The organism is Massilimicrobiota sp. mt181 (genome assembly GCF_055420065.1).
The window spans coordinates 73,004-90,472 of record NZ_JBVAYN010000010.1; the positions used below are offsets into that span (position 1 = coordinate 73,004).

The 17,469-nt window shown below is 31.5% G+C and carries 20 protein-coding genes; 17 read left to right on the top strand and 3 right to left on the bottom strand.

Going from position 1 to position 17,469, the window contains the following annotated elements:
* Window positions 1-26: 26 nt before the first annotated feature.
* From ACZYT4_RS07390 to ACZYT4_RS07410, 5 genes are all read left to right on the top strand, one after another.
* On the top strand, window positions 27-1,463 hold the full coding sequence (locus ACZYT4_RS07390) for a 6-phospho-beta-glucosidase (RefSeq protein WP_463784153.1): 1,437 nt from the start codon (window positions 27-29) through the stop codon (window positions 1,461-1,463).
* Between the two features lie 144 nt (window positions 1,464-1,607).
* Entirely contained in the window at window positions 1,608-2,561 is a 954-nt protein-coding gene (locus ACZYT4_RS07395; RefSeq protein WP_463784157.1) for a sugar ABC transporter substrate-binding protein, read from the top strand.
* Window positions 2,561-3,850, top strand: coding sequence for a sensor histidine kinase (locus ACZYT4_RS07400; protein WP_463784159.1), 1,290 nt, complete (start codon window positions 2,561-2,563; stop codon window positions 3,848-3,850). The genes ACZYT4_RS07395 and ACZYT4_RS07400 overlap by 1 nt, the downstream gene beginning before the upstream one ends.
* A 20-nt stretch (window positions 3,851-3,870) precedes the next feature.
* Complete coding sequence (locus ACZYT4_RS07405; protein ID WP_087244262.1) at window positions 3,871-4,545, top strand: response regulator transcription factor; 675 nt, start codon at window positions 3,871-3,873, stop codon at window positions 4,543-4,545.
* A complete protein-coding gene (locus tag ACZYT4_RS07410; protein WP_463784162.1) occupies window positions 4,538-5,824 on the top strand; it encodes an ABC transporter substrate-binding protein in 1,287 nt (428 codons plus the stop codon). The genes ACZYT4_RS07405 and ACZYT4_RS07410 overlap by 8 nt, the downstream gene beginning before the upstream one ends.
* Before the next feature lie 143 nt (window positions 5,825-5,967).
* On the opposite strand, the gene ACZYT4_RS07415 is transcribed toward ACZYT4_RS07410, so the two are convergent.
* The 3 genes from ACZYT4_RS07415 to ACZYT4_RS07425 are packed head-to-tail and all read right to left on the bottom strand — an operon-like array spanning window position 5,968 to window position 7,440.
* Complete coding sequence (locus ACZYT4_RS07415) at window positions 5,968-6,453, bottom strand: NADAR family protein (RefSeq protein ID WP_168081917.1); 486 nt, start codon at window positions 6,451-6,453, stop codon at window positions 5,968-5,970.
* Between the two features lies 1 nt (window position 6,454).
* Window positions 6,455-6,871 carry a hypothetical protein gene (locus tag ACZYT4_RS07420; protein ID WP_191341275.1) on the bottom strand — a complete coding sequence of 139 codons (417 nt, stop codon included), beginning with the start codon at window positions 6,869-6,871 and terminating at the stop codon, window positions 6,455-6,457.
* Entirely contained in the window at window positions 6,871-7,440 is a 570-nt protein-coding gene (locus ACZYT4_RS07425; RefSeq protein ID WP_463784189.1) for a DUF3990 domain-containing protein, read from the bottom strand. Before ACZYT4_RS07425 ends, ACZYT4_RS07420 begins: the two co-directional genes overlap by 1 nt.
* 502 nt (window positions 7,441-7,942) lie before the next feature.
* On the opposite strand from ACZYT4_RS07425, the gene ACZYT4_RS07430 reads away from it, so the two are divergent.
* From ACZYT4_RS07430 to ACZYT4_RS07485, 12 genes are all read left to right on the top strand, one after another.
* Window positions 7,943-8,365, top strand: coding sequence for a PTS sugar transporter subunit IIA (locus ACZYT4_RS07430; protein ID WP_087244266.1), 423 nt, complete (start codon window positions 7,943-7,945; stop codon window positions 8,363-8,365).
* Between the two features lie 14 nt (window positions 8,366-8,379).
* A complete protein-coding gene (locus tag ACZYT4_RS07435) occupies window positions 8,380-8,871 on the top strand; it encodes a PTS sugar transporter subunit IIB (protein WP_087244267.1) in 492 nt (163 codons plus the stop codon).
* A 25-nt stretch (window positions 8,872-8,896) separates the two neighbouring features.
* Window positions 8,897-9,739, top strand: coding sequence for a PTS mannose/fructose/sorbose/N-acetylgalactosamine transporter subunit IIC (locus tag ACZYT4_RS07440; RefSeq protein WP_087297519.1), 843 nt, complete (start codon window positions 8,897-8,899; stop codon window positions 9,737-9,739).
* 1 nt (window position 9,740) lies between these two features.
* On the top strand, window positions 9,741-10,574 hold the full coding sequence (locus ACZYT4_RS07445) for a PTS system mannose/fructose/sorbose family transporter subunit IID (protein WP_087936073.1): 834 nt from the start codon (window positions 9,741-9,743) through the stop codon (window positions 10,572-10,574).
* Window positions 10,575-10,591: 17 nt separating this feature from the next.
* Window positions 10,592-10,858, top strand: coding sequence for a hypothetical protein (locus ACZYT4_RS07450; RefSeq protein ID WP_087244270.1), 267 nt, complete (start codon window positions 10,592-10,594; stop codon window positions 10,856-10,858).
* Between the two features lie 45 nt (window positions 10,859-10,903).
* A complete protein-coding gene (locus tag ACZYT4_RS07455) occupies window positions 10,904-11,710 on the top strand; it encodes an HAD family hydrolase (RefSeq protein ID WP_463784170.1) in 807 nt (268 codons plus the stop codon).
* 130 nt (window positions 11,711-11,840) lie between these two features.
* Entirely contained in the window at window positions 11,841-12,470 is a 630-nt protein-coding gene (locus tag ACZYT4_RS07460; RefSeq protein WP_463784174.1) for an NAD(P)-dependent oxidoreductase, read from the top strand.
* A gap of 182 nt (window positions 12,471-12,652) precedes the next feature.
* A complete protein-coding gene (locus ACZYT4_RS07465) occupies window positions 12,653-13,399 on the top strand; it encodes a MurR/RpiR family transcriptional regulator (RefSeq protein ID WP_463784178.1) in 747 nt (248 codons plus the stop codon).
* Between the two features lie 71 nt (window positions 13,400-13,470).
* Complete coding sequence (locus ACZYT4_RS07470; protein WP_463784180.1) at window positions 13,471-14,136, top strand: DUF6198 family protein; 666 nt, start codon at window positions 13,471-13,473, stop codon at window positions 14,134-14,136.
* Window positions 14,137-14,155: 19 nt separating this feature from the next.
* A complete protein-coding gene (locus ACZYT4_RS07475; protein ID WP_463784182.1) occupies window positions 14,156-15,583 on the top strand; it encodes a 6-phospho-beta-glucosidase in 1,428 nt (475 codons plus the stop codon).
* Window positions 15,584-15,752: 169 nt separating this feature from the next.
* A complete protein-coding gene (locus tag ACZYT4_RS07480; protein WP_463784183.1) occupies window positions 15,753-16,754 on the top strand; it encodes a DUF362 domain-containing protein in 1,002 nt (333 codons plus the stop codon).
* 128 nt (window positions 16,755-16,882) lie between these two features.
* Entirely contained in the window at window positions 16,883-17,296 is a 414-nt protein-coding gene (locus ACZYT4_RS07485; protein WP_463784185.1) for a hypothetical protein, read from the top strand.
* Window positions 17,297-17,469 lie beyond the last annotated feature (173 nt).

Genomic DNA, 17,469 nt, shown 5'->3' on the forward strand with positions numbered 1-17,469 from the left:
TTTTATATGAGGAAAGGAGAAAGAAGATGGTATTAAGTAAGGATTTTTTATGGGGTGGAGCTTTAGCTGCCCATCAATTTGAAGGTGGTGTTTTAGAAACATCAAAAGGTTTAAGTGTGGCAGATGTCATGACAGCAGGAGCACATGGCGTACCTAGAGAAATTACGGATGGTGTGATTGAAGGAAAATACTATCCTAATCATGTTGGGATTGATTTCTATCATCATTATAAAGAAGATATTGCCCTGTTTGCTGATATGGGCTTTAAATGTTTTAGAACATCTATTGCCTGGACACGTATCTTTCCATTGGGTGATGAAGAAGAACCTAATGAAGAAGGATTACAGTTCTATGATGATGTTTTTGATGAATTATTAAAATATGGTATTGAACCAGTCATTACTTTATCTCATTTTGAAATGCCATATCATTTAGCCAAAGAATATGGTGGATTCATGAACAGAAAGACAATTGATTTCTTTGTGAAATTCGCAAAGGTCTGCTTTGAAAGATATAAAGATAAAGTCAAATATTGGATGACTTTCAATGAAATCAACAATCAGATGAATTATAAGAATGATATCTTCGGATGGACAAACAGTGGAGCTCATTTTGGAGATTATGATAATCCAGAGGAAGCCATGTATAAATGCGCTCATCATACCCTAGTTGCCAGTGCTCTAGCTATCAAAGCAGGTAAGGAAATCAATCCTGATTTCAAGATTGGAAACATGATAGCCATGGTTCCTATTTATCCATACTCTTGTCGTCCTGCGGATATGGTGTTATCAGTACAAATGATGCATGATCGCTGGTTATTCTGTGATGTCCAATGTCGAGGACATTATCCAGCTTATGCTTTAAAGATGTTTGAAAGAAAAGGATTTGATATTGATATTACAGAAGAGGATAAAAAAATCTTAGCAGAGGGAACAGTGGATTATATTGGATTCAGTTATTATATGACAAACACTGTAGATTCAACAGCGCATAAAGATGTTTCTAAGGCAACAGATGGTTCTAGTGAATACAGTGTAGAAAATCCATATGTCAAAGTTTCTGACTGGGGATGGGCTATTGATCCAGAAGGATTAAGATATGCCTTGAATATTTTCTATGAAAGATATGAAAAACCATTATTCATTGTAGAAAATGGATTTGGCGCAATAGATGTTAAAGAAGCAGATGGTTCATGCCATGATCCATACCGTATTGATTATCTAAGAGCACATATTGAAGAAATGAAGAAAGCAGTAGAAGAAGATGGAGTAGACTTAATGGGATATACACCATGGGGATGTATTGACTGTATTTCATTTACAACAGGAGAAATGAAAAAACGCTATGGATTTATTTATGTAGATAGAGATAATGAAGGACATGGAACATTAGAAAGAAGCAAAAAAGATTCTTATGAATGGTATAAGAAAGTCATTGCTTCTAATGGTGAAGATTTAGATTAATCAAAAAGAGAATACAATATTAAAAAGAGGTTCCAAGATTTTCTTGGAGCTTTTTTTGTAAAAAATCATAGACTTGAAAATATTTATTATTGAGAATATTTGAAAAAATAGATAAGATAGAATTATGGGAAAAGTGGTGAAATCATGGTTAAAAACAATTTAAAATCATTAATAGTGATTTTAGGCATCATTGGTGCGTTGATGATAGGAATTATTTATTATCATTATCAATATCCTAATACACAAAATCGCATATTTGGTGTGACATACATGACAATGAATAATCCTTTTTATGAAGTTATCAACAATGAGTTATTGAAAGCAATAGAAGACAATGGCGATCAGCTTCTTGTCAGAGATCCTGCTTTAGATGTGGATAAACAAATAGAACAGATATACTCATTTATTGATTATCATGTAGATGGTATTTTTATTAATCCCATTGATTCTGAGAAAATTACACCAGCATTAGAAGCGGCTCATCAAGCTGGAATACCTGTTATTGTTGTGGATGCACCTGTTAAAAATGAAGAACTTGTGAATTGTACAATTGTTTCAGATAATTATGATGCAGGGGTACAATGTGCCAATGATATGATGAAAAGATTTGATTCTGCGCGCATTGTTTTGTTGAAACATACAAATGTCAAATCTGCGAAAGATCGCATAGATGGTTTTTTAGATACAATAGATGGATTATCACAATATCAAGTTGTAGATGAAGGTGAGTGTGAAGGCCAGGTAGAACTGGCGATGCCTTTAATGGAAGATATATTACAGCGTCAATCAAATATTGATGTTGTCATGGCATTGAATGATCCAAGTGCTTTAGGAGCTTTGGCTGCATTGGAAGCACATCATCAGGAAAATACAGTTGTTTATGGAGTTGATGGAACACCTGATATGAAAACACTTATAGGTAGTCATGCAATGATAGCTGGAACAGTCGCTCAATCACCTATTTCTATTGGGCATCTGGCAGCAGAAAAAATGTATGAATACTTAGCAGGAAAAGATATTGAAAATGAAGTTGTCATACCTGTTCAACTGATTAATGAAAATAATATTCAAATGTATGATGAAACGGGGTGGCAATAATGCAATATTCTTATCAGCGTTTATTATCATTTTTAAGAAATGCAATGACGATTTTGAATATGCTGATTATTGTTTTTTATGGTACAGTTATCCTTTTGACAACACAATATATTGTTTCCTCACGTTTATCTAGAGATTTTTTAGATCGTATTACTCACTTACCACATCAGCCTATTGCTGCATTTTTTGGTTCATTGATATTGTATGGTATCTTTATCTTTATCATGTATAGTCGTAGTGAGAAAGTGACTGCACATAAAGGACTTAATTTTGTTTATAGCTTTATTGAAATGATTGTTAGTTTTACTTTAATATATTTTCTGTATATGGAATATAATGGTATCTTGTTGCTTGTTTTTTGTGATTGTATATTTCATTTAAGAGATGGAAGATATTCTAAGTGGTTTATTTGGGTTTTGGTTGTGGCTTATTTAATATCTAGTTATGATGTTTTTTCGGCTATTTTTCCATTGACAAGTATAAATGAATATTTTCAAATCTATGGATCACAAATTAATGGTATCTTTATGATGAGTAAGTCATGTTTAGAAACGCTCAATATGATATTGTTTATTGCTTTTATGATTGTTTATCTGGTAGATGAAATACAAAAGAATCAGTATATTTCTCAAGAATTGGATATGGTGCATCAGGTGAATAAAGAATTAGAAAATTATGCAGCCATTACCGAAAAAATTGGAGAAAACAATGAAAGAAAACGTCTGGCTAGAGAAATTCATGATACTTTAGGTCATGCCTTGACGGGAATAGCAGCAGGAGTGGATGCTTGTATTGCGATGATTGATCAAAATCCTAAAGCAACGAAAGCGCAGCTACAAGTTATTTCAAAAGTTGTCAGGCAGGGCATTAAAGATGTTCGTAATTCTTTAAATAAGTTGAGACCAGGAGCTTTAGAAGAACATAGTTTAAAAGAAGCTATAGAACGTATGATAGGAGAATTTTCCAGTGTAAGTGATCTGACGATTGCATTAGAGTATGAACTAGAAAATATAGATCTGGAAAAAACAAAAGAAGATATTTTATTTAGAATTATACAGGAATCTATTACGAATGCTTTGCGTCATGGACATGCGACAGAAGTTCATATTCATCTTTATCAGGAAAATCATTTCTTATATCTCAAAATACAAGATAATGGAATTGGTTGTGATCATGTCCATTATGGATTTGGCTTAACACAAATGAGAGAACGTCTTGCGGTTATTAATGGTCAGGTAGAGTTTGATGGTCATCATGGCTTTTTGACAATCGCTAAAATACCAGTATAAGTAAGAGGAGAGGACAGATAATGATTAAAGTGATTATTGCAGATGATCAGGAATTGATTAGAGAATCTTTAAAAATTGTATTAGGGACACATGAAGATATCCAGGTTGTAGATGTTGCATCGGATGGGTTTGAAGTGATTCATATTCTTGAACAAGAAACAGCTGATGTCATTTTGATGGATATTCGTATGCCAGGAATGGATGGTGTTCACTGTACAAAAATTGTGAAGGAAAAATATCCTCAAACAAAAATTATTATTTTGACAACATTTGATGATGACGATTTCGTATTTAGTGCGCTTAAATATGGAGCGAGTGGTTATTTATTGAAAGGTGTAGGAATGGATGAGCTTTATCAGGCTATTGTCACTGTGAATAGTGGTGGAGCTATGATTAATCCCGATATTGCCACGAAAGTTTTCAGCATGTTTTCTAAAATGACACAAAATAATTATGCAATTCAGGTTGATGAAGAGGCTATTCAAGATATTAGTCATCCTGAATGGCGAGTGATTCAACAAGTTGCATTTGGATTATCCAATAAAGAAATAGCACAAAAGCTTTTTCTATCAGAAGGAACAGTAAGAAATTATTTAAGTTCGATTTTATCTAAATTAAATTTAAGAGATCGTACACAACTGGCAATATGGGCGGTACAAACAGGTATTACGACAAAGGATTTTAGCGATGAGTAGAAAAAAGATAGTCTGTATACTGGTTGTATTGGGATGTCTTTTATGTGTTGTTTGGCGCCCTCAACGCATAACTTTAAAAGTTGGTATTTTTGCTGGAAGTAACTGGGATGTACCTAATGGTGATTGTTATAAAATTATTGATCAGGCTATTGAAAGATATGAAGAGGAAAATCCTGATATTCATATTGAATATGAAAGTGGTATTTTAAAAGATGATTATTCAGAATGGTTATCTGCTCAATATTTAAAAGGAGAAGAACCAGACATCTTTATGGTCTTAAGTGAAGATTTTAATACTTTAAGTGCGCTAGGTGCATTAAAGAACTTAGATGATTTTATGCAAAAAGATAGTCAGTTTCATAGTGATGATTACTATGAAAACGCCTTGCTTGCAGGGCAATATCAGCATCATCAGTATGCTTTGCCTTATGAAAGTAATCCAACATTAATGTTTGTGAATCAAACATTACTGCAAAAAGAAAATATAGATCTTCCAAGTAATGACTGGACTTTAGATGATTTTTATAATATCTGTCAACAAGTAACAAAAGATACGAATAATGATGGACAGATTGACCAATATGGTTGTTATAATTATGATTGGTTAGACTCTGTTTATAGTCATGAAGTTAGTTTGTTTGATGAAACAGGTCAGACATGTTATTTAAACCAGGAACCTGTAAAAAATGCGATTGCTTTCATTCAGAGATTGAATCAATTGAATAAAGGCTATACAGTGACTTCTCAGGATTTTGATACAGGGAAGGTGGCATTTTCTCCGATGCCTTTTGCACAATATCGTACTTATAAGCCTTATCCTTATCGTGTTCAAAAATATTCTCAGTTTGAATGGGATTGTGTTCCTATGCCTGGGATGACAGAAAGTCGTAGTGAAGTGTCTTCATTATTGATGGGTATTTCTGCTCGTACATCTTATGGACAGCGGGCCTGGGATTTTTTAAAACTACTAACATATGATCAAGAAACGCAAGAAAGTCTTTTTCGCTATTCACAGGGAATATCATCTTTAAAAACTGTTATTCAATCAACTGAAGCATTAAGTCTACTCAACGAAGAATCCTTAGGAGATACGCAAGTTGATTTAAGCTTGTTGAATGATGTTATGGAAAATGCTATGAATCAAAATCAATTTCGAAAATATAATGCCACTCTAACAATGATGGATACACAGATACAACAGATGATACAAAATAATGAAGATTTAGATTTATCATTAATGTCTTTACAAAATGAAGTTAATGAATATTTAAGAGAATAAAGCATCAAAAATTGTATATTTTTCTAACTTGTTTATGATTTATAATGAGTCATGAAAAAATAAGAGATTTCAACAATGATTTTACGCTATCATTTAAGAAATCTCTTTTTATATTTCATTATTATATTCTTTTGTATCTGTAATTAGAGGCTTTCTCTTATTTTGTTTCTCACCATCATAAGACTATATCCTAGTAAATTTTTACCCTTCCAATAAGACATATCATATCTTTTTTTATCATTCATTGACAAACCAATACCCCAGATTTTATCGCCAACAGCGCATTCAGCCAATATAGTTTCTTGTGTGTTTAATAATTCTATTTTTAATTGTTCATTTTGTGAAAATTTAGCTAATAAACCTTCATAAATAATAATTTGCCTGATACCATTCCAATAAGATTCATTATAATTGGAAACTTCTCTTCCTAACGCTTTGATAGTGGCAGGATTATCAGTAGATAGTATTTTTTCAGCTATTTCATGATCATGAAAATATTTAGCTTTCATATACATCATGTATTGTTCCATAGAAGAAAAGGACATATCATGTATAGTAAACTGTGATATGTACCAATTGCTTAAATATCCATTTTCTTCATCTGGGTTATGAAAGAAAACAAAATCCATATTAGTATTCACCCACTTTCTTGACTGCTAATTCTAAATCTAAATCATGAAGACCAGGATATGCGTGAATGAGATAATTTACGGGAATCTTTTCTACGATTAAAGAACTAGGGATATTATAAAACCATTGATAATAGGCATAAAACTCGCCAATCCAATCAGGAATAAATCCTGGGATAGTTTCACCATCTTTTATGTCAACATCTTCTGTAGTATAAAAATAATTCCACAATTCTTCAAAATCCATAGTCATAACATATGCTTTTGAATCGTCAATACTTTTTCTTGTTTTACTTTTCATATAAGTGACTATAAAATCTTCTGTACTTTTATTTGGATATGTTTGAGCGAAGTAGTCAAATAATCTTCCTTGATTTTCAACAACATCATCTACATAAGCTTCCGAATATGCATGCATTATTCATCACCTCTTATTAAGTCACTAAAAACATTGTTAAGTTTATTTTTATCAGAATTGATAAGTTCTTTCATTTTCATTCTTGCATTAACATCTCTTTGATTATATTTTTCATTATATTGATTATATTCAACGCTTATAAGTTTATTTTCATTTTCTACAAGTTGCAAGTAGGCTTTTTGTGATTTGATACAATACTGGATACCTAATCCCCCTAATGATAGAAGATTTTCCAATAGATCAATATCTATTTCATCTCTTACAAAAGCTTTAGCAATATAAAAATATGAAGCGTTAGCCCTATAACCAACGATAACATCACAATGATTTGTTTCAATACCATATTTTTTAATAAATTTTTTTGATAGCAATGAATATCTTCTAGATTTATCGGCATCTCTATGTTTCATTAGTTCAGCCAACCATGATAATACATTTATATTTTGAAAATTGATAATATCTAATCCAGTAGTATCAAGTTCAAATGTATGAACCCAGCCATTATTGTCATTTGGCCTACATACAGCCCATTCTTTAGCTAATTCTAAATTATCAGTTAGGTAAAAAATCCTCTACCATAATCATGCTTATCTTCTCTATAGCCATAAGTAGGTTTAATCATTTTATGAGGACTTCCATGATATAAAATAATTTTCGTCATATGATCTGTTCCTTTCTTTTCAACTGAGTTAATAATAATAAAACTATACTGAAAACTTATCTATGTGGAAAGTCATTTATGACAGCAATAACATAGCTCCATCTTGTTGTATAAATATAAGTGTTTTCTCATCTTTCTTGTTAATTACTTTGAATATTTCATGATGAGATTTATATTGATAAAATATCCCATTCTATAATAACAATTCATTCTTCTTATGGATAATTTTGCTATATGTTTTTATTGAGTACAAGAGTTAATTGTTAAGAAAAGCAATTTATTAAAAAAGCATGACAAATGTCATATTTGTTTCTATCATCTGTCATGATAAAAATGTGACAATAGACAGATGGAATGAAAGGGCTTAATTGATACAATAATGGTGTCAAAAAGAGGAGGGGAAAAAAGAAATGAAATACTTAGTCTTGGTAAGTCATGGACAATTTGCTGATGGATTAAAAGATGCACTTTCCATGTTAGCAGGAGAACGTGATGATGTTTTATCAGCTGGTTTAAAAAATGGAAAAAGTGCTGATGAATTCGCTGAAGAATTTTCACATGTTATTGAGGGTATTCATCAAGATGATGAAATCATTTTATTAGGTGATTTGATTGGTGGATCTCCACTGACAACAGCTATGAATGTAATCGCTGAAAAAGGATTAAGTGAACATTGTACAACAATAGGTGGAATGAATTTACCACTTGCTTTAACAACAGTATTGATGAAAGATACAATGGCACGTGATGACCTTGTTGTACAAGTTTTAAATGAAGCACAAAGTGCTTTAAAAGAATTTAAAGTTGTTAATGATGATGAAGATGATATTTAAAGGAGGAGAATAATATGTCAGTTTCATTTATTCGTATTGATGATCGTATGATTCATGGGCAAACATGTACACGTTGGGCTCGTGAATATCCATGTGATGGATTGATTGCTGTGAATGATAAAGCAGCTAAAAATGATGTGTTAAAAGCTGCTTATAAAGCTGCCAGTGGAAAGAAAACATTTGTCTGGACATTGGATGACTTTCAAAAAAAGGCACAAAAGGTTTTAGATAGTGATACAAGATATTTCTTGATTACTAAAAACCCAGTTGATATGTGTAAAATTTTAGTGGATCAAGGGTTCAAATGTGGTATTGATACAGTCATTGTTGGACCATGTAATGATCGAGAAGGGGCAGTCAAATTAGGAAATAACCAGTCTATTACACAAGAAGAAGCAGATGCTTTCGAGAAAATTGCTAAAGCTGGTTATAAAATCAAATTTGCCTTATTACCAGATGTTTCTATTGGAACATGGGATGATTTTAAAGGAAAATTTGGATATTAAAAAATAAAGGGGAGGTTTCATTATTATGGAAATTAGTTGGATTCAAGCTGCCTTACTTGGACTCTTTGCCTGTTTATCAAGTATGCCAGGTTTAGGTGGAACATCAATTGGTAACTACACTTTAGGTAGACCATTAATTGGTGGATTGGTATGTGGTATTATTTTAGGAGATATTTATTCAGGTATTTTAGTTGGGGTAGCGATGCAAGTCGTTTATATTGCTTTAGTTACACCTGGAGGAACTGTTTCAGCTGACGTTCGTGCTGTAAGTTACATTGGAATTCCACTAGCTATGATTGCATTAAAGAGCTATGGTTTAGATGCCGGAAGTGCAGATGGACAAGCTATGGCAACTTCATTTGGAACAATGGTTGGAACTTTAGGAACTGTTTTGTTTTATGGAACAGCAACAATCAATCTTGTATGGCAACATATTGGATGGCGTGCTGTAGAAAAAGGTGATTTCAATAAATTATATGTTGTCAATATGGGATTACCTTGGATTTCACATATTCTTTGTTCATTTATCCCAACTTTGATTATGTGTAAGATGGGAGCTCCAATGGTAGAATTAATTAAAAATTATTTACCAATGGATGGTATTGCAATGATGACATTATTTACTGTTGGATCATTACTTCCATGTGTTGGAATTGCGATTTTATTGAAACAGATTGCAACAAAAGCAGTTGACTTTATTCCATTCTTCTTTGGATTTACTCTAGCAGCAGCATTAGGTATTAACCTTGTATCTGCAACAGTGATTGCCGGAATGTTTGCTTTAATTAACTATCGTATTAAAATGTTAGCAATCAATAAGCCAGCAGCTGCATCAGAAACTGATGATGATGACGAGGAGGATATTTAAGATGGAAAAGAAATTAACAAAAAAGACTCTGACAAAGTCATTTCATAATTGGTATTATGGAAACTTAACATGTTTCTCTCAGGAACATATGCAAACTTTTGGATATTTATGTTCAATGCTTCCTGTTGTTAATGAATTGTATGACAAACAGGAAGATAAAGCCAAAGCTATGCAAACTTATACAGCTTTCTTTAATACAGAACCACAAATTGGTTCAGTCATTGTTGGTATGACAGCTGGTTTGGAAGAAGCGCGTGCCAATGGTGATGATGTAGATGATGAAACAATTAATGGTTTACGTGCTGGGTTAATGGGACCTTTAGCCGGAATTGGAGATTCATTAGTTGTTGGTACAGTCATTCCTATTTTATTAGGCGTTGCATTAGGAATGTCTGATGGGGGATCACCTTTAGGAGCTATCTTCTATATCATTGTTTGGAACTTATTTGCTTACTTTGGAATGAAATTCTTATATTTCAAAGGATATGAATTAGGTGGGAAAGCCGTTGATTTCTTAGTTGGACCTCAAGGAGAGGCTTTAAGAGAGTCAATTACAATGTTAGGTGGTATTGTTATTGGGGCTGTAGCAGCAACTTGGGTATCAGTTTCAACAAGTTTTACTTTGACAGCTGAAGGGGCCACAGAACCATACTTGAATTTACAAAAAACTTTGGATAGTGTTTATCCAGGATTTTTAACGGCAGCATTTGTTATGCTTTGCTGGTATTTACTTGCTAAAAGAAAAATGTCACCAATCAAAGTTATGTTATTACTTGTTGTGATTGCATTTGTTGGTGTATTAGTTGGATTCTTTAATCCAGGTTTACAATATTAATCAAAGGAGACGATATCATGGATGCCAAACTGAAAAAAGCATATATAGCAGAAGTACAATATCAAACAAAAATGTTAAATCATTTAAAAAAATGGTTAAGAAATCTTATTATATTTTCCTCAATTTCTTTCGTTCTTGTTCTATTTGGTTCATCCATTCATCCATTTATACAAGTTCTAGGAGTTATACTTTTGATTATCAGCATCCTCTCTTGTGTTCTTGTAGGACTTGGCTATAAAAACGGATATGATAACGTTCAAAAAATCATTAATCAGATCAAATAGTGGATTGTTATTAAACAATCCCTTTTTGTATAAAGGAGAAATATTATGTATCAGGTTGTTTTTAGTGATGTTGATGGAACACTTTTAAATCAAAATCATCAAGTCACACCATTGACACAAAAAGCTCTTCATCAATTGATGGAAAGAAATATTCCTTTTGTTGTGGTTTCAGCACGTAGTCCATCAGGTATTTTCCCTATACTTAAAGATTATCAATTGAAAGCATCAATTATTGCCTATAATGGAGCTTTAATTATGGATCAGCAGCGACATATTTTAGCTGAAAAAGGTATGGCCACGACAACAGCATTACAAGTTTTAAAAGAACTAGAAGCATTTGATGTTGCCTGGTGTGTTTATTCTTTTGATCAATGGTTTGTTAAAAGTCGTCATGATGAGCGTATTTTAAGAGAAGAAAGCATTGTGAAAGCACAATCTTTAGAAGCGACTCTAGAAGACTTACAGACATTATCAACAGTTCATAAAATTCTTTGCATTTGTCATTCATCTGAGATTTTCACCATCGAAAAACATCTCCAACATGCTTTTCCTCAATGTACAATTGTTCGCTCTTCTGATATTTTGATTGAAATTGTAGATTTAGGGATCAATAAAGCTAAAGCAGTTCAAAAGCTTTGTCAATTATGGCATATACCATTAAAAAATGTTGTAGCATTTGGCGATCAGTATAATGATTTAGATATGTTGATGGAAGTTGGATATGGCTGGGCGATGGGAAATGCCCCCGTAGATATTCAAAAGAAAATCGGAAGAGTCACTCAGGATTATAATCATGATGGTATTTATCATGCTTTAAAAAGTTTAGATAAAAAGGAAGAACATGGGATGTAATACATTTCATGTTTTTTTGATAGGAAAAATAATAAAATTATTTTATTGTAACTATTTACATTACAACTTAAGAAATATATAATGAAGTTGTAATAAGAAAAGTTACAACAAAATAAAGGAGGAAAAGAATATGAAAATTGCGGTTGTTTGTGCAAATGGAAAAGCAGGACAGCTTATTGTTAGGGAAGCTGTAGAAAGAGGAATGAATGTGACAGCTGTTGTTAGAGAAGACAATCAGAGTGTAGCTCCTCATGTCATTAAGAAAGATTTATATGATCTCACAAAAGAAGATTTAGCAGGTTTTGATGTTGTTGTGGATGCCTTTGGTGCATGGGCTCCTGAAGAACTTCCAGGACATAGTACATCATTAAAACATTTATGTGATATTTTATCAGGAACAGATATCAGATTATGTATTGTTGGTGGAGCAGGAAGTTTATATGTCAATAAGGAACATACCTTATGTGTATCAGATGGAGCCGATTTCCCAGAAATGTTTAAACCATTAGCAGCCGCTATGGCCAAAGCGTTAGGTGAATTAAGACAAAGAAATGATGTCACATGGACATATATCAGTCCAGCTGGAGATTTCCAAGCAGAAGGAGAAAGAACAGGTCAATATATTTTAGGTGGAGAAGAATTGACATTGAATGAAAAAGGAGAAAGCATTATTTCATATGCTGATTATGCTATTGCGATGGTAGATGAAATCGAAAAAGGAAATCATATTCAACAAAGAATCAGTGTTGTGAGAAAATAGGTCCGATCATTTCGGACTTTTTTCGTCTTAAAGAAAAATTACACTTTTGATTTATATTGTCAATTAATTTTCTTCATGAGATAATTATTTGTGTTTATATGAAAATTTTGGGAGATTAGATTTTTAATCTTTATAACACTGTATTTTACAATGTATAATGATGAAAAAGACAGGAGATAATTATGATTGTTGATAAATTAAATGATATAATCAATAGCTATGGTGAGAATCATTCATTAAAAGATTTCTGCATTTATGTAAAAGATAACATAAGTGAAATAAGTAACATGAATATTAATCAAATTGCAGAAGGTTGTTATGTATCAAAAGGGCAAATATCCAAATATGTTAGACAATTGGGGTATGATAGTTTTGCTGAATTTAAAACTGATTGTAAGTCATATAAAGATTCTCTAATACGTAAAATTCCATTGTTTAACAAAAGAAAAAATCTAACTCAAAATATTTATACAGTAACAGAAAATTATGAACAATGCTTAAATTATACTATAAAAAAAATAGATTATTTGAAATTAGAGCAACTCACACAAGATATGTTATCTTGTCATTATATGTATTTGTATGGGCATGGCGATGTTAGAGGTAATTGTTATGACATTCAAAGAGAATTAAAGTATTTGGATATTTCTGTTATAATACTTGACGAAAAACTTTCTAAAAATTATGAATTCCATGAAAATGATATACTTATTGTTTTGAGTACAAATGGGCAATTATTTAGATATGAAAGACGAAAAATAAAAAAATTAAAAGAAATGAATGTTAACAAATGGCTGATTACTTGTCATGATTCTCTTGTGTTTTGCAAACAACAATTGTATATTCCATCAAATAACATTCAATACAATGAATTGATCATGACATATATTTTAAATATATTAATTATGAATTTACAAATAAGTGTCTAGGTTTCCATTATGGAAACTTTTTTGATTTCTTTTCATGTTTTTTTTATTCTGTAACGGTAGGAGGTAAAAACATGAAAAAAATTGAAGTAAAAAGTGAATTTGTATATGTTTTGGCTATTATTATATTATCATTATCTATCAATATGATGGAAGTTGCTGATTATGGGATGTCAGTGATTGTGCTTCTAGCATATACAATAAGTCAAAAAATACCAGTTTTTGGACAGGTAGAATATATCATTCAAGCTATTTTATTAGTTATATTTTGTTTGATAGTAAAAAAATTTAAAATGATTTATTTAATGTCTTTTGTTACTGGCATATTATATGGGTTTATATTAGATTTGTGGGAAAAGATATTATTTCAAAATATAGTTGTTACAAGTATTATAACTAGAATATTATTCTATGTGGTTGGAATGCTTTTATCAGCGTTTGCTATAGCATTATTTTATCAAACTTATTTATGTCCACAGGTTTATGATTTCTTTGTTAAAGGAATTGTTGAAAAATATCATCTACCAATAAAAAAAGTAAAAACATTATTTGATTTATTATTTCTATTATTAGCATTATTGTTATCAGGGTTGTTGTTTCAACGATTTATTGGTATTGGTGTAGGAACAATAATCATGACATTATTAAATGGAGCAATTATTAATTTTTTCAAAAATAGTCTCGATTACGTATTTGATTTTAAACCATGTTTTTATCAATTAAGTCAACAATTAATATAAGATACTGGAGGAAGAAAAAATGGGATTTAAAGAAGGATTCTTATGGGGCGGTGCAACAGCTGCTAATCAAGTTGAAGGTGGAGTATTTGAAGATGGAAGAGGATTGGCAAATGTTGATTTGATGCCATATGGTAAAGAGCGTTATTTAGTTGGAACTGGAAAGAAAATAAGTAATTGTATTGAAAAAGATGTGTATTATCCTAGTCATCAAGCAGTAGATTTTTATTATCACTATAAAGAAGATATTGCTTTAATGGCAGAAATGGGGTTTAAGACATTTCGTTTATCCATTGCCTGGACAAGAATATTTCCTAATGGAGATGAAGAAAAGCCTAATGAAGCAGGATTGAAATTTTATGAAAATATTTTTAAAGAATGTAAAAAATATGGTATAGAGCCATTGGTGACAATTAATCATTTTGATTGTCCTATGTATCTTATCAATAAGTTTGGTGGTTGGCGCAGTAGAAAAATGATAGATTGTTATATGAAATTGGTTCAAGTTTTATTTAGGAGATATAAAGAACTTGTAAGATATTGGTTGACGTTTAATGAAATTAATATGATATTACATTTTCCTTTCGTAGCTGCGGGATTAAGATTTGAAGAAGGTGAAAATCAATATCAGGCAATGATAACCGCTGCTCATCATGAATTAGTTGCTAGTGCTCTAGTAACGAAGATGGCCCATCAAATTAATCCAGAAAATCAAATAGGATGTATGTTGGCTGCTGGATCGTATTATCCTGAAACGTGTAGACCAGAAGATTATTGGAAAGCTTTGTGTGATAATAGAGAAAGCTACATGTTCATTGATGTCCAATCAAGAGGATATTATCCTGCATATGCTTTAAAATGGATAGAAAGTAAAAATGCAAGTGTTCCTTTTGTTGAGGGAGACAAAGAAATATTAAGAAAAAATACTGTTGATTTTATTAGTTTTTCTTACTATTCTTCACGTGTAAGCAGTGCTTCTCCAGAAAAAGGAAAGCAAACAGAAAGTAATATATTTGCTTCGGTATTCAATCCTTATTTAGAATCTAGTGAATGGGGATGGCAAATTGATCCATTGGGATTTAGAATTACAATCAATGAACTTTATGATCGTTATCAAAAACCACTATTTGTTGTAGAAAATGGAATAGGTGCAAAAGACATTATTGAAGAAGATGGAACAATTCAAGATGATTATCGTATTGATTATCTAAGAAAACATATTCAAGCAATGAAAGAAGCAATTGAAGATGATGGGGTTGACATTCTTGGTTATACGACATGGGGTTGTATAGATTTAATTTCTAATGGAACAGGTGAAATGGAAAAAAGATATGGGTTTATATATGTGGATAGAGATAATTTAGGAAATGGTACATTTAAAAGAATCAAGAAAAAATCTTTTTATTGGTATAAAAAGGTTATAGAAACGAATGGTGAAGATCTGAGTTGATTTTACAAAATCTGGTTTAAAGATATTAATAAAAATGAACTTGGGTTTAAATTGACAAAGAGTTGCCTAATAAGTTAATAAGAATTATTTAGAACTTTTTTCGTATCTTGTTTCTCTTTTTTATGAGTGATATAATTTTATTAATGAAATATTGAAAGGAGGACAGAAAATGTCAAATCAAAAACCTATTCCCGGAACAAATGGAGATCATTATGTTCCTTACAAAGAAAGAAGTGGAAAAGAATCTATTGTTTATTTCACAAGAGATCTTTCAGCAGAAGGACTTGTGAAAATTTATGAACGTATTCAGGAACATGTCAAAGGAAAAGTGGCCATTAAATTACATACTGGTGAACAACATGGACCTAATATTATTCCACGTCCATGGGTCAAAAAACTTGTTGATGAAAAATTACCAGAAGCGACGATTGTGGAAACAAATACGTATTATGAAGGAGATCGTTATACAACAGACAAGCATCTTGAAACCTTAAAAGTCAATGGATGGACATTCTGTCCAGTAGATATTATGGATGCTGATGGAACTGTTGATTTACCAGTGAAAAATGGAAAATGGTTCGACCATATGACGATGGGAAAGAACATCATGAATTATGATTCTATGCTTGTTTTAACACATTTTAAAGGACATACACAAGGTGGATTTGGTGGATCTAATAAGAATATTGGTATTGGATGTGCTGATGGGCGTATTGGTAAAGCTATGATACATACAACGCCTGGTTCTGATGATATGTGGGATATTGCGAAAGAGGAATTTATGGAACGTATGACAGAATCAGCAAAGGCTGTTGTTGATCATTTTGGAGATCAGATTGTCTTTATCAATGTGATGCGTAATATGTCTGTGTCTTGTGATTGTGAAGGAACAGCTGCAGCACCAGTTGTGACACCAAATGTTGGTATTTTGGCTTCATTAGATATTCTGGCAATTGATCAGGCTTCAGTCGATCTTGTTTATGCTATGAAAGAAGAAGATCATCATGATCTTGTAGAAAGAATGGAAACACGTCATGGATTACGTCAATTAACTTATATGAAAGAATTATCTATGGGAAATGATAAATACAAACTTATCGATATTGATCATGATGATCAGGAAATATCATTACAGGAAGCTGTTAAAGATGTAAAACCTTTTAAAGACTAATCAAGGGGCAACCTTTGGTTTTTCTTTATATAAATATTTTAAAAAATCAGCCTATAAAAGCCATCATTTTATCTATATTATGCTATACTAAAAGTATAGAATATGCCATAAAGTGAGGAGGAGAGAATATGGCAGATTTCGCATTAGTAGGTAATAAAAAACATGGTTGCTTGATTGATAATCATAAACAGGTCATCATCTATTATGATCACTTAAGTTTATATGAAAAGTTAAAAAAGAAAGATTCTGAGATAATTATAAAATATTCTGACATAGAATCAATCAAGGTGTGTTATGGAATTTCTACGGGCGTTCGTTTTGATTCTGCGCAAATCACTCTTGAAGTTCATACCATCGATAATCATCAATATGATTTTCAGATATCTTATGAATTGACTGTGACAGATGATTTAAAATCATTTATCAATTTGTTATTGGAATCAGGATTAACAATTGAAGATCAATATAATCTATTGAATCTTGTTCTTACTACAGATCAGAATTTATTAGATTTAATTAAAGAGGTAAGTCACTATAAATAATATTTCAGGTTGTATCGAATAGACATCAAAATATGAGTCTATGTCGGTACAACTTTTTTATTTTTTAATAATTGATTTTCGATTTCCTGATTTAGGGAATCGATTGGATATTTATACAAAATGATTTATTGTATAAGGCGAAAGGAAGATGATTGATATGAAAAAAGCAGCTA